The 12,584-nt window shown below is 32.3% G+C and carries 12 protein-coding genes; 4 read left to right on the top strand and 8 right to left on the bottom strand.

Annotated elements, in window-relative coordinates; genetic code table 11:
* Positions 1–2,049: a M16 family metallopeptidase gene (locus MW871_RS09070; RefSeq protein WP_248428317.1), complete on the top strand. Its 2,049-nt coding sequence runs from the start codon at positions 1–3 to the stop codon at positions 2,047–2,049.
* Positions 2,050–2,132: 83 nt separating this feature from the next.
* Here MW871_RS09070 and MW871_RS09065 read toward each other — a convergent pair whose 3' ends face one another.
* On the bottom strand, positions 2,133–2,999 hold the full coding sequence (locus MW871_RS09065) for a DMT family transporter (RefSeq protein WP_248428316.1): 867 nt from the start codon (positions 2,997–2,999) through the stop codon (positions 2,133–2,135).
* 107 nt (positions 3,000–3,106) lie between these two features.
* Here MW871_RS09065 and MW871_RS09060 point away from each other — a divergent pair, with 107 nt between their 5' ends.
* Positions 3,107–3,493, top strand: coding sequence for a heavy-metal-associated domain-containing protein (locus MW871_RS09060; protein ID WP_248428315.1), 387 nt, complete (start codon positions 3,107–3,109; stop codon positions 3,491–3,493).
* An 89-nt stretch (positions 3,494–3,582) separates the two neighbouring features.
* Here MW871_RS09060 and gldD read toward each other — a convergent pair whose 3' ends face one another.
* The 4 genes from gldD to mutY form a co-directional block, all read right to left on the bottom strand.
* Entirely contained in the window at positions 3,583–4,122 is a 540-nt protein-coding gene (gene gldD, locus MW871_RS09055) for a gliding motility lipoprotein GldD (protein WP_449536177.1), read from the bottom strand.
* A gap of 64 nt (positions 4,123–4,186) precedes the next feature.
* On the bottom strand, positions 4,187–5,482 hold the full coding sequence (gene gldE, locus MW871_RS09050; protein WP_248428314.1) for a gliding motility-associated protein GldE: 1,296 nt from the start codon (positions 5,480–5,482) through the stop codon (positions 4,187–4,189).
* A 23-nt stretch (positions 5,483–5,505) separates the two neighbouring features.
* A complete protein-coding gene (locus MW871_RS09045; protein WP_188048759.1) occupies positions 5,506–5,946 on the bottom strand; it encodes a single-stranded DNA-binding protein in 441 nt (146 codons plus the stop codon).
* A 46-nt stretch (positions 5,947–5,992) separates the two neighbouring features.
* Entirely contained in the window at positions 5,993–7,033 is a 1,041-nt protein-coding gene (mutY, locus tag MW871_RS09040; protein ID WP_248428313.1) for an A/G-specific adenine glycosylase, read from the bottom strand.
* A 103-nt stretch (positions 7,034–7,136) separates the two neighbouring features.
* On the opposite strand from mutY, the gene MW871_RS09035 reads away from it, so the two are divergent.
* Together MW871_RS09035 and MW871_RS09030 are read left to right on the top strand one after the other, a co-directional pair.
* A complete protein-coding gene (locus tag MW871_RS09035) occupies positions 7,137–7,457 on the top strand; it encodes an HU family DNA-binding protein (protein ID WP_262487700.1) in 321 nt (106 codons plus the stop codon).
* Between the two features lie 417 nt (positions 7,458–7,874).
* Positions 7,875–9,419 carry an Rne/Rng family ribonuclease gene (locus tag MW871_RS09030; RefSeq protein WP_188048757.1) on the top strand — a complete coding sequence of 515 codons (1,545 nt, stop codon included), beginning with the start codon at positions 7,875–7,877 and terminating at the stop codon, positions 9,417–9,419.
* A 179-nt stretch (positions 9,420–9,598) separates the two neighbouring features.
* Here MW871_RS09030 and rpe read toward each other — a convergent pair whose 3' ends face one another.
* The 3 genes from rpe to MW871_RS16330 form a co-directional block, all read right to left on the bottom strand.
* Positions 9,599–10,261, bottom strand: a complete 663-nt coding sequence (rpe, locus tag MW871_RS09025; protein WP_248428312.1) for a ribulose-phosphate 3-epimerase — start codon at positions 10,259–10,261, stop codon at positions 9,599–9,601.
* A 463-nt stretch (positions 10,262–10,724) separates the two neighbouring features.
* Complete coding sequence (locus MW871_RS09020; protein WP_007137700.1) at positions 10,725–11,588, bottom strand: sigma-70 family RNA polymerase sigma factor; 864 nt, start codon at positions 11,586–11,588, stop codon at positions 10,725–10,727.
* 801 nt (positions 11,589–12,389) lie between these two features.
* Complete coding sequence (locus tag MW871_RS16330; RefSeq protein ID WP_282454602.1) at positions 12,390–12,521, bottom strand: hypothetical protein; 132 nt, start codon at positions 12,519–12,521, stop codon at positions 12,390–12,392.
* Between the last annotated feature and the right edge of the window lie 63 nt (positions 12,522–12,584).

Genomic DNA, 12,584 nt, shown 5'->3' with positions numbered 1-12,584 from the left:
ATGAAAAAATCAATATTAATTTTATCAAGCTTGTTCTTAACACTTATTATGCAAGGACAAATCATTCCTCAGCCAAAACCTGGAGTTGCTCCAACCGTTAAAATCGGAAAACCGCAAACCTTTGAATTAAAAAACGGATTGAAAGTTATGGTTGTTGAAAACCATAAATTGCCTAGAGTTGCTTTTAGTCTTACTTTAGACAATGATCCATATGCAGAAGGAGACAAAAAAGGACTTTCTGATATGACAAGTACGTTGATGGGAAGTGGAACAACTAAAATTTCTAAAACAGCTTTCAATGAAGAGATCGATTTTCTAGGAGCTAATATTAACTTTAGTTCAAATGGTGCTTCAGCAAATTCTTTGTCAAAGTATGCAGGTAGAGTTTTAGAGTTAATGGCCGATGGCGCATTAAATCCAAATTTTACTCAAGAAGAATTTGATAAAGAAAAAACCAAACTTATTGAAGGTCTAAAAGCAAATGAGAAAAGTGTTTCTGCCGTTGCTAGAAGAGTAGTAGATGTTTTAGCTTATGGTAAAGATCATCCTTCTGGTGAATATGTAAGCGAAGCAACTTTGAAAAATGTTACTTTGGCTGATGTAAAAAGAAACTATAGTACGTATTTCGTTCCAAGTAATGCTTATCTAATCATTGTAGGAGATGTAAAATTCAATGAAACTAAAAAAATGGTAGAAAAGTTTTTTGGTTCATGGAAAAAAGATACAGCTCCTTCTATTTCTTATACGGATCCAAAAGATGTATCAAGCACTCAAATTAACTTTGTAGACATGCCAAATGCGGTACAGTCAGAAGTTGCAGTTGTTAATATGTCAAGTCTAAAAATGACAGATCCAGATTACTTTGCTGTATTGATAGCAAATCAAATTTTGGGTGGAGACTTCAACAGTTATATTAACATGAACTTGAGAGAAGCTCATGGATGGACTTATGGTGCAAGAACAGCGATAAGTGGTGATAAACGTATTGCTACTTTTAATGCTTCTACACAAGTTCGTAATGCTGTGACAGACAGTACGGTTGTAGAGATAATAAAAGAATACAAAAAAATTAGAACTGAAAAAGTGACTGAAGACATGTTAGCTAGTGTAAAAGCGGGTTATATAGGTCGATTTGTAATGCAAATTGAAAAACCACAAACTGTGGCAGGATATGCATTAAGAATTCAAACTCAAAATTTACCAGCTGATTTTTACGAAAATTACATTAAAAACATAAGTGCGGTAACTGCTGACGATGTCTTAAGAGTTGCAAACAAATATTTTAAAGTTGACAACAGTAGAATTATAATTGTTGGAAAAGCATCTGATGTTGCAGCTGGATTAGAAAAATTACAGATACCAGTTTTCTATTTTGATAAGTACGGAAATCCAACTGCTAAACCAGAATTTAAAAAACCAGTTCCAGCAGGATTGACTGCAAAAACAGTTATTGATAATTATATTATAGCTATCGGTGGTGAGAAAGCAGCTTCAGCTGTTAAAACAATTGCATTGAATGGAACAACGACGATTCCTCAAGCACCTTCTCCATTGACTTTTGTTTCTAAAATTGATGCCAAAGGAAAACTAATGGTAGAGTTGGCTATGGGGACAATGAGTATAATGAAGCAAGTGGTTAATGAAAAAGGAGGTTATGTGATGCAACAAGGGCAACGTCAAGTTATTGAAGGTGCTGCGCTTGCCGAAATGAAAGCGGCTGCTACTCCAATTGAAGAGCTTTTACTTTCTAAAAAACAAGGTTTAATTTTAGAGAGTATTGAATCTATAAATGGTAAGGATGCTTACGTAATCAAAAATGGTAAAACAACGCTTTTCTATGATGTAAATACAGGTTTAAAAGTTGCTGAAACGAAAGTGATGGAGCAAGGTGGTAAGAGTATTTCTCAAACTACAAATTATTCAGATTACAGAGTAGTAAAAGGAGTTAAAGTTCCTTTTAATATTATACAAAATGTAGGTTTTGAATTGGATATAAAAATATCAGATGTCAAAATCAACGAAGGAGTATCAGATGCTGATTTTCAGTAATCTTTAATTGAATTATTTAAACAAAGGCTGTCTTTAAGACAGTCTTTGTTGTTTTAAATTATCATTGTTTTGTAATGGTGCAATTATTTTTTTGCGGATAAATACACACCTATTAAAATAATAAAGGCGCCAAAATATTGAACGGGCGTAAGTATTTCATTGTCCAACAAACCCCATCCAAAAGCAATTACAGGAATTAAATAGGTTACAGAAGTCGCGAAAACTGGTGATGAGATTTGTATTAACTTAAAGAAAAGTATATTGGCTATTCCGGTCCCTACTATGCCTAATATCATAATAAAAAGTACAGACTGTTGTACTTTGATTTCCTGAACCACTTCAAAGAAACCAGAGAAAAATAATAGGATAAAAGCTGGAATGAACAATATTGTAAAATTACCAGTTGTTATACTCAATGGGCTTAAATCGTGTAAATGTTTTTTTATTATATTAACGTTTAATGCATAACAAATTGAAGCAATTAAGACCAAAATAGCGTAATAATAATTTTGTTCAGGGTGATTAAGAGCGCCATTAAAAACCAATAAAATGCTTCCGGTTAGGCCAATTAATATTCCTAAAATTTGATTTCTTTTAAAATGCAATCCGAAAAAAAAGGCGCCTAAAAGTAAAGTGTTTAAAGGTGTAAGGGAGTTTAAAATAGAACTAACAGAACTTTCAATTTCTGTTTGAGCAATAGCAAATAAATAAACAGGCAAAAAAGTTCCGACTAATGAAGTCAAGGCAATATATTTCCATTTTCGAGCAGGAATTTTTGATAAATTTTTAAAACCAATTAGGAATAAAAAAAGAGCAGCAAAAATAATGCGTAGTGATCCCAATTGTAAAGCTGTTAAACCAATGAGTCCTTTTTTTATTAATATAAAAGAACTTCCCCAAACTAGGGCTAGAAGTGTTAAGTAGAGCCATTTTAACTGCTTTGATTTCATAAATCTGATTTTGCCCCAAAATTGTAATTATTTTATGAAATATTCCTTCTTTTTTTGATTAATTTTGAAGTATTAAATGAACTCTTAATCTCTAAAATTATAATATAATGAATTTCAAAAAATCAATGTTGACCTTCGCTCTTGCTAGTGTCTTATTTGTTGGATGTAAAGATAAAACCAATGAAAAAGATTTGAAAGGAACTGCGGAAGCTACTGAAAGTACTGTTCCAAAAGTAAAAAAAGAAATTGCAGCTGAAAATCTTCAGACGGCAAGTTTTGCTATAGAAGGAATGACTTGCGCTATAGGATGTGCTAAAACAATACAAGAAGACTTAAGTGGACTGGATGGTGTACGAGATGTTAAAGTAGATTTTGACACAAAGTTGGCTACAGTTACTTTTGACAAAACAGTTCAAGATCAAGCAAAATTGACTAAAGTGGTAGAAGCTGCTGCAGATGGTAAGACATACAAAGTTAAAGAGGTAAAAATCTAATATTTTTAAATTTCGCATAAAAAAAGCTTCTCAATTGAGAAGCTTTTTTTATAAATATGTTTCTTTAAAACAGTAATACTTTTAAAATATTATTTCCATTTTAAAGTTTCCATTAATCGTTGCATGTCATTTTTGATATAACTTGCCGCTGGCATTATAGAGTCGTAATTTGGTTTGGCATAAAAATAAATAGAAGCCGTTACAAAATGTTTAGTACTATCTGTAGCGTAAAATTGTGCGTTAGTAGCTGCGTTGCCTTCCACTTGATAAAACATACCGTAAACTTTTTTATCCGGATTCAAATAAGGTTGTTCTAAAATATCATCTGCTTTTATAACGTGTTCGTACGTCAATTTCTGTGCGTCACGTAACAGTTTGTCAATATTATTTATAACAGGTTTATAGGTCAAGTAAATAGTGGCCTTCATTTTAGGATAGGTAATTGTATAGTCACAATTCTTTTCCTTTTTTATGATAGCATCCGAATTCATTTCGAAAGCATAAGGACATTCATTTTCAAAACCAACATATTTTGCTTCGGGATAATCCAGTCGTAAGTAACTAGAAGGTTTAGGTAAAACCTCGTCTTTACAACTGTAATTTAATAGTGAAATTAGGATTAGTATCATGCAGGCAATAGTTCTTTTTGTCATTTTTTGTTCTTTTTATCTATTTCCAATCTTACGGAAAGATTTATTCTAGAGTCACTTTTATCTGTTTTACCCTTTTTTGATCTACTGTTTCTACTGTAAACAGACAGTTTTCAAAAGCTATTTTTTGATTTTTCTTTGGAAAATTTCCTAAAATTTCAAGAATAAATCCGGCTAATGTTTCTGCTTCTCCTTTTTTATTTTCGAATAATTCTTCATCCACATCAATAATTCTGTAAAAATCTTTCAAATTTATTTTTCCTTCAAATAGATAATTTTTGTCATCAATTTGAGAAAAGTTAATGTGTTCGTCATCAAACTCATCGCTAATATCACCTACAATTTCTTCGATAACATCTTCTAGCGAAACAAGTCCAGAAGTACCGCCATATTCATCTACAACAATGGCGAGATGGCTTTTCATACTTTGAAAATCTTTTAATAAGTTGTCTAGTTTTTTATTTTCAGGCACAAAAAACGGTTCTCTTAATAATGATTTCCAGTCGTATTCGTTTGTATTTATATGTGGTAATAAATCCTTAACATAAAGAACACCTTCTATTTGATCGATGTTGTCGCGATATACAGGAATTCTAGAGAATCCTTTTTCAATAATTTTAGGACAAATTTCAATAAATGGTTCTGTGATTTCCAATGCAAAGATATCAATTCTAGGACTCATCACTTGTTTTGTATCTGTGTTTCCAAAGCTAACTATTCCTTCTAGAATTTTTTGTTCCTCAGAAGAAGTGTCCTCAGAGGTTGTCATTTCTAGTGCTTGAGACAATTGATCGACAGAAAAATTTGTTTTCTGTTTGCCTAATTTGTTGTGCAAATAAATAGTGAATGCACGTAATGGTAAGCTGATTGGCGATAATAATTTATCTAAAAAAGCAATTGGAAATACAATATTTTTAGCAAATTTCACGTGATTTCTACTTGCATAAACTTTTGGTAATACTTCTGCAAAAAGTAAAATTAAAAATGCAATTATAATTATTTCGACGGTTAACTTTAAAAACGGATTGGAAATTGCTTCAAAAATATTTTCTCCAATAAATGCAAAAAATAAAATTATAGAGATATTAAGAAAGTTATTGGCAATCATAAGAGTTGCTAATAATTTTTTTGGTTTTTCTAAAAGTTTAGCAATAATTTTCCCCTTAGAATTATTTTCTTGAGATAAGCAATCAACTTCTTTTTGAGAAAGAGACAATAATGCTACTCCTGCACCGGAAATTAATGCGGAGAAAAATAACAAAACAACTATCGCTAAAAGACCCAATATTAAATGGGTATCGATAGTGTTAATAAAAGACAAACTGGGCTCTGGGTCCAAATTAGTAAAGATTAGTTAAACAATCAAAATGGCAAGTCGTTAATAGGCAAGTCATTTTTTTCTGAGGCAAAATTAGTGTTTTTTGCAATATCTGTTGCAGGAAATTGTTTGTTACTTTCGCTATCTTTTTTGGTTGTTAGAAAAGTAAATTCGGTCACTTGAATTTCGCTGGTGTGTTTAGTACTTCCGTCTTCAGCTTGCCATTGGCGCGATTTGATTCGGCCTTCGACGTATATTTTGTCTCCTTTTGAAAGGTATTTTTCACAAAGTTCGGCGGCTTTATTTCGTACAACCAAGTTGTGCCACTCTGTAGAGGTGATTTTTTCGTTTGTGGTTTTGTTTATATAGACTTCGTTCGTGGCGAGTTGAAATCTACCAATGCAGTTTCCTCCATCAAAATAGTGCATTTTGATGTCATCGCCAAGAAAACCAATTAGCATAACCTTATTTAATGTTCCGTTCATCGTAGATTGTGGTATTTATACCAAAGATACATTTTTTTAGAAATATTTAATTTAATTCCTTTTCAATAAAATTATGAATCACAATCGGGAAAGGGAATGACCTTAATGTGTCTTGATCTATTCCTTCCTTAATAGTACCGTTTATAATGACTTTCCAAAACTTAATATGCAAATGCTGGTGTGATAGTTTATGTACAATACTTTTGTTATTGTTTTCTGAGATACTCGAAATCTTATTTTCTTTAAAATATTCGTTTTGTATTTGTTCGGAAACAAAACTAAAATCTTCCTCTTTTTCTGTTTCTAATAAAGGAAATTCATATAAGTTGTGCCAAATTCCTTTATCAGTTCGTTTTTGTATGATCGTGTTTTGGTTCTCATCTGATGCTACTATATAATTAAAGTATCGGTTTCTAACTTTTATTTTTTTAGACTTTACGGGTAATTGGTCTACTTTCTTCTTTTGTAAAGCGGCACAACTTTCGTTAAAAATACAAATACTGCAATTAGGACTTTTAGGAACGCATTGCAAAGCGCCAAATTCCATTATTGCTTGATTGAAAAGAGCAGGATTGTCTTTAGGTATTAATTCAAAAGCCAAAGCAGTAAACTCTTTTTTGGCGGAAGCCTGCGCAATATCAGTTTCTACATCAAAATAACGAGATAATACTCGGAAAACGTTTCCGTCAACAACAGGTACTACTTCATTATGAGAAAAAGAAGCAATCGCGGCGGCTGTATATTCTCCAATTCCTTTTAGTTTTAGTAAGTCATTATAGTTATCAGGAAATATACCGTTTAAATCAGAAGCTATATATTGAGCGGTTTTATGTAAATTTCGAGCTCTAGAATAGTACCCTAAACCTTGCCAAAGTTTAAGTACTTGTTCTTCACTTGCTGCGGCGAGATCAAAAATGGTTGGAAAAGCGGTTGTAAAAGATAAAAAATAAGGTGTTCCTTGCGCTACTCGGGTCTGTTGTAACATGATTTCCGAGAGCCAAATAGGGTAGGGATCTGTGGTGTTTCGCCAAGGTAAATCACGTTTATTTTGTAAGTACCATTTTATCAATAAGTTAGAAAAATTCATGTTTAAATATTAGACTGCAAAAGTAAAAGTTTATGTGATTAAAATTTAATGAATTAGGTTGATTAATTGTTTTTTAAATTCATATATTTGCAACCTCAAAAAAATAGTACAACATAATATAATAGGAAAGAAAATGACGAAAGCAGATATCGTAGCAAAAATTTCAGAGAAACTAGGTCTTGAAAAGGGAGATGTTCAGGCAACTGTAGAGACTTTTATGAATGAAGTAAAAAATTCATTAGAGACTGGTGACAATGTATACTTAAGAGGTTTTGGAAGTTTTATTGTAAAAACTAGAGCTGAGAAGACAGGTAGAAATATCTCAAAAAATACAACAATAAAAATTCCTGCTCACAATATCCCTGCATTTAAACCTGCAAAAGTTTTTGTAGAAGGAGTTAAGATAAATAACGAAGCAAAATAATAATATTAATTAATCATAAAATCGATACGATATGCCAAGTGGTAAAAAAAGAAAGAGACATAAGGTAGCAACTCACAAACGTAAAAAAAGAGCGAGAGCTAACCGTCACAAAAAGAAAAAGTAGTTTATAACTACTTTTTTCTTTTTAAAAGTTCATTGAAATCGAAACGGAATGATTTAAGAATTAAGATTAACGATTGTAGACTTCAGATTTTATTAAAATCAGAAATCAGAAATCAAGAATCAGAAATTGAGAATCTAAAATCTATAAGTTTCCCCGGGTACAATACCTGTTAAAATATTGTTTAATCCATCCTTACAATTCAGTTATGAGTTTTATGATATAAGTTCTTAAGCCTTGGTTTGAGGGCTAAAATTTTAAACTTGTTACTAAAAGTTCGGATAAAAATTTACAGTGTGAATAAAGAATTAATCATCCGATCGAGTTCTGAAGCCGTAGATTTTGCCTTATTAAAAGATGGAAAACTAATTGAATTACACAAAGAAGAAGAAGAAAGCAACTTCCAGGTTGGTGATATTTTTATCGCCAAAATAAGGAAGCCAGTTGCTGGACTTAATGCAGCTTTTGTAAATGTTGGCTTCGAAAAAGACGCCTTTTTACATTATCATGATTTAGGTCCTAATTTAGCTTCCCAACTGAAATTCATAAAACTTGTAAGCGCAGGTAAATTAAAAGATTTCTCCCTAAAAACCTTTCAGTTTGAAAAAGAAATAGACAAAGATGGTACCATTACTGATGTATTGAGTGCCAATCAATCTGTTTTAGTACAAGTTGTCAAAGAACCTATATCTACCAAAGGACCGAGAATTAGCGCTGAGCTTTCTCTAGCTGGAAGATTTATAGTTTTAGTTCCATTTTCTGACCGCGTTTCTATTTCACAAAAAATAGAAGACAAAAAAGAAAAAGAACGCTTGAAACGATTAGTACAATCCATCAAACCAAAAGGATTTGGTGTTATTGTTCGCACAGTAGCCGAAGGCAAAAATACAGCCGAATTAGAAAAAGATTTGCAGAACCTGCTCAGCAGATGGACTGCAATGTGTAAAAAATTACCAACTGCTCATCATCCGTCCAAAGTATTAGGAGAACTCAACAGAGCTTCTTCAATACTAAGAGATGTGTTTAATGATACCTTTAGTGGTATTCAAATTGATGATGAAGAGTTGTACAACCAAACAAAGGATTATTTGCAAGAAATTGCACCATCCAAACAATCAATCGTTAAGTTTTATCAATCTAAGGACACTCCAATTTTTGAGAAATATAACATAGAGAGACAAATCAAAACTTCTTTTGGAAAAACAGTATCCATGAGTAAAGGAGCATATCTTATTATTGAACATACTGAAGCGTTACATGTTATCGACGTGAACAGCGGAAACCGTTCTAATAAGGCCACCAACCAAGAAGATACCGCCATGGAAGTCAATATGATTGCTGCTGCCGAAATTGCTAGACAATTGCGTCTACGTGATATGGGCGGAATCATAGTCATTGATTTTATTGATATGTCTAATCCCGAAAATCGTAAAGTCTTGTTCGATTTCTTGAAAGAGGAAATGAGCGATGATAAAGCAAAACACAAGATCTTACCTCCGAGCAAATTTGGATTAGTTCAAATTACTAGACAAAGAGTAAGACCAGAAGTTAATATTAAAACTAGAGAGGAAGATCCTAATAATGAAAGTGGCGAAATTGAAGCGCCAATACAAATCATTGACAAGATTACTTTTGATCTAGAAAGAGTATTAAAAAACCACAAAGATGTTGTGCTTAATGTACATCCATTTGTGGCTGCATACCTTACCAAAGGTTTTCCATCATTACGTTCAAAATGGTTTCTTGAACATAAAAAGTGGGTGAAAATCATACCTCGTGATGCTTACACGTATTTAGAATATCATTTCTATGACAAAAAAGAAAATGCTGTCATAGATTAAAATAAAAACCGCCTTTCGAAAGATTGGCGGTTTTTTTGTGCCTTTTTGTTATCTTTTTTTTATAAAGCTTCTAGCCTTTTGAAGGCTGGAAGCTTTGTGTTAGTTTGTAATAGAGCCGGAAACTTTGAATTATATAGGAAGCTATTATTAATAAAAAATGGCGCTAAAGGCGCCATTTTCTAGAAACTTGTTAGCTTCTTTAAATCGTGTATGGTTTGTACTGGATTTTCAGCTTTAAAAACAAAACTTCCAGCAACTAGAACATCTGCTCCAGCTTCAACAAGTTGTTTTGCATTTTTGTTCGTAACGCCACCGTCAACTTCTATTAGTGTTGTAGCTCCCGTTCTATTAATTAATGCTTTTAACTTTTTAACTTTTGCGTAAGTGTTCTCTATAAAAGATTGACCTCCAAAACCTGGATTTACACTCATGACACAAACCAAGTCAATATCATTTATTACATCTTCTAATAAATCAATATTAGTATGTGGATTAATTGCTACTCCAGCTTTCATCCCTTCAGCTTTTATAGCTTGTAAAGTTCTATGCAAGTGGGTACAGGCTTCATAATGTACGCTAAGTATATTGGCGCCTAATTCAGCAAATGTTTTGATGTAACGATCAGGATCGATAATCATTAAGTGAACGTCTACTGTTTTTTTTGCGTGCTTTGTAATTGCTTCTAAAACGGGCATTCCGTAAGAGATATTAGGAACAAAAACACCATCCATAATATCAATATGAAACCAATCCGCTTCCGAATTGTTAATCATTTCGATGTCGCGTTGTAAATTTCCAAAATCAGCTGCTAATACTGAGGGTGCAATAAGTGTATTTTTCATTTGTGTTGTTGTTTAATCTAAATCTGGTTTAGACTATTATGTTGTAGTTTCTGCAAAATTAGTTTATTTAATATGATTGCGAAAGTTTTTTTATGAAGACAATTGGTGAGTTTTTAATTCCGCTTTGCGTGAGGGAGTGAAGTGGAAATCCTTTTTTATTTTATGTAGCGTAGCACAATAAAATAAAAAAGATTGTAACGAAAAGCCCGGCCCGAAGTTTTTACGAAGGGACACGCCCAAATCAATTGCAATGTCTAAAAGCAGTATTTTTATAATTCCCCCTTTGGGGGTTAGGGGGATAAAAAAGCAAAACTCCGGAAACCCGAGCTTTTGCGAACAGACCGGATTTTTGCTGAAAAAGCAAAACTCCGGTAATCAGCCGGAGTTTCAATCATCAATCAAAAAACGAACAGTCAATCAAACTGTTGTTTACTGTTCAATTCCTATCAGTGGAATTTATATTTTATCCTAAATAAGTTTTAAGGATTTTACTTCTTGAAGTGTGTTTTAATCTGCGAATTGCTTTTTCTTTAATCTGACGCACACGCTCACGAGTTAGGTCAAAAGTTTCTCCAATTTCTTCAAGAGTCATTGGGTGTTGATCGCCTAAACCAAAGTACAAGCGTACAACATCAGCTTCTCTTGGAGTTAATGTCTCCAATGAACGCTCAATTTCAGTACGTAATGATTCGTGTATTAATTCTCTATCTGGATTTGGAGATTCACCCGAACGTAAAACGTCATAAAGGTTAGAATCTTCTCCTTCTACAAGCGGTGCATCCATTGATAAGTGACGACCAGAGTTTTTCATAGACTCTTTTACATCATTCACAGTCATGTCTAGTTCTTTTGCAATTTCCTCAGCAGATGGTGGACGTTCATTAGATTGCTCTAATAAAGCGTACATTTTGTTGATTTTATTGATAGAACCAATTTTGTTCAAAGGCAAACGAACGATACGAGATTGTTCAGCAAGAGCTTGAAGAATCGATTGACGAATCCACCAAACTGCATACGAAATGAATTTGAAACCACGCGTTTCATCAAAACGTTGTGCTGCTTTAATCAATCCTAAGTTTCCTTCGTTAATTAAATCAGGAAGCGTTAATCCTTGATTTTGGTATTGTTTAGCCACCGAAACAACGAAACGTAAATTAGCTTTTGTCAATTTTTCTAGGGCTTTTTGATCCCCAGCCTTAATTTTTTGAGCCAATTCTACTTCCTCGTCTGCTGTAATAAGATCAACTTTTCCAATTTCTTGTAAATATTTGTCTAATGATGCAGTTTCACGATTCGTTACCTGCTTGGTGATTTTAAGTTGTCTCATGTTTTTGTCTCCTCAGTTTTAAGTGTACAAATAGTTATACGTAGCGAGTTACAAAAAAGTTACAATAATTTGAAAAGATTTTTTAAATTACATACATACTGAATTTAAATTGTGGCATTCCCTGCGGTCGGGCTATTCGCACTCGCTTTATTGTTTCGCTTTACTTCACAATAAGAGCTCAAACAATTGCTACTATCCCTAATGCAGTTTATTGCTCAAAAGATTTTTTAAATTAATAATTCGTAAAACTAACATTTTCTCAGAGGTTTCTAATAGAAGCAAATTCAGAATGAATTAAATAAGCTCTATTTTAGAAAGCATTGTTTTCTTATTTCTTTGTGATACGCTGCATTGTCTTTTGGTATTACCCCATTAAATAACTAGTTTATATCAAGACTATTATTAATTGCGGTTCGTATTAAGAACGTGTTATTAAAAATGAATTTTCCCAATCTTGCAAGATAATTTCTGAATTCAATTAAATAATTCTTCATCAATAGCTTTCATTAAAATCATAATTTTAAATACTCTTACAATAACGTAAATGCAAAAAGGATATGCTTATGCATAGCTGTTTTTTCATTTTTTTTGTTGTTTAATTGTAATAGTTCGTTCAGCATTTTTAGATTAAGAATTATCTCGCCATATTTATCTTTATTTACTTTTTATAAGTTCTGTAATGTCACCACTTACATATCGTGTATTTTGTAATGAATAACCTATTGAGTAAAAACGGTTTGTGATTTGTTTAATTTTTTTACTCAATAACAACTCGAAAGTTGCTCTTTTTTCTTCAATATTTTAGGTGTCTACAAGTTCAAAATACAATCTATTAGTAAGGTCCAGACCTATTTTTAAAAGTCTAAAGATTAATTTATCTTTCTCGGCACTTGGTAGTTCTTGCAATGCTTTTTTGAATTCTTTAGAGAACATGCTTTTTTATTGTAGTAATCAAACATAATATTTCTTGATTAAAACGAAAACCCCAATTCAACT

Origin of the sequence: Flavobacterium pygoscelis (assembly GCF_023162025.1) — a bacterium.
Taxonomy (GTDB): Bacteria; Bacteroidota; Bacteroidia; order Flavobacteriales; family Flavobacteriaceae; genus Flavobacterium; species Flavobacterium pygoscelis.
This window is presented reverse-complemented; position numbering and strand designations above follow the sequence as displayed.

Excerpts from the sequence above, each read along its gene's own strand:
- MW871_RS09070 (WP_248428317.1), top strand. The coding sequence starts at position 1 with ATGAAAAAATCAATATTAATTTTATCAAGCTTGTTCTTAACACTTATT.
- MW871_RS09065 (WP_248428316.1), bottom strand. The coding sequence starts at position 2,999 with ATGAAATCAAAGCAGTTAAAATGGCTCTACTTAACACTTCTAGCCCTA.
- MW871_RS09060 (WP_248428315.1), top strand. The coding sequence starts at position 3,107 with ATGAATTTCAAAAAATCAATGTTGACCTTCGCTCTTGCTAGTGTCTTA.
- gldD (WP_449536177.1), bottom strand. The coding sequence starts at position 4,122 with ATGATACTAATCCTAATTTCACTATTAAATTACAGTTGTAAAGACGAG.
- MW871_RS09045 (WP_188048759.1), bottom strand. The coding sequence starts at position 5,946 with ATGAACGGAACATTAAATAAGGTTATGCTAATTGGTTTTCTTGGCGAT.
- mutY (WP_248428313.1), bottom strand. The coding sequence starts at position 7,033 with ATGAATTTTTCTAACTTATTGATAAAATGGTACTTACAAAATAAACGT.
- rpe (WP_248428312.1), bottom strand. The coding sequence starts at position 10,261 with ATGAAAAATACACTTATTGCACCCTCAGTATTAGCAGCTGATTTTGGA.
- MW871_RS09020 (WP_007137700.1), bottom strand. The coding sequence starts at position 11,588 with ATGAGACAACTTAAAATCACCAAGCAGGTAACGAATCGTGAAACTGCA.
- MW871_RS16330 (WP_282454602.1), bottom strand. The coding sequence starts at position 12,521 with ATGTTCTCTAAAGAATTCAAAAAAGCATTGCAAGAACTACCAAGTGCC.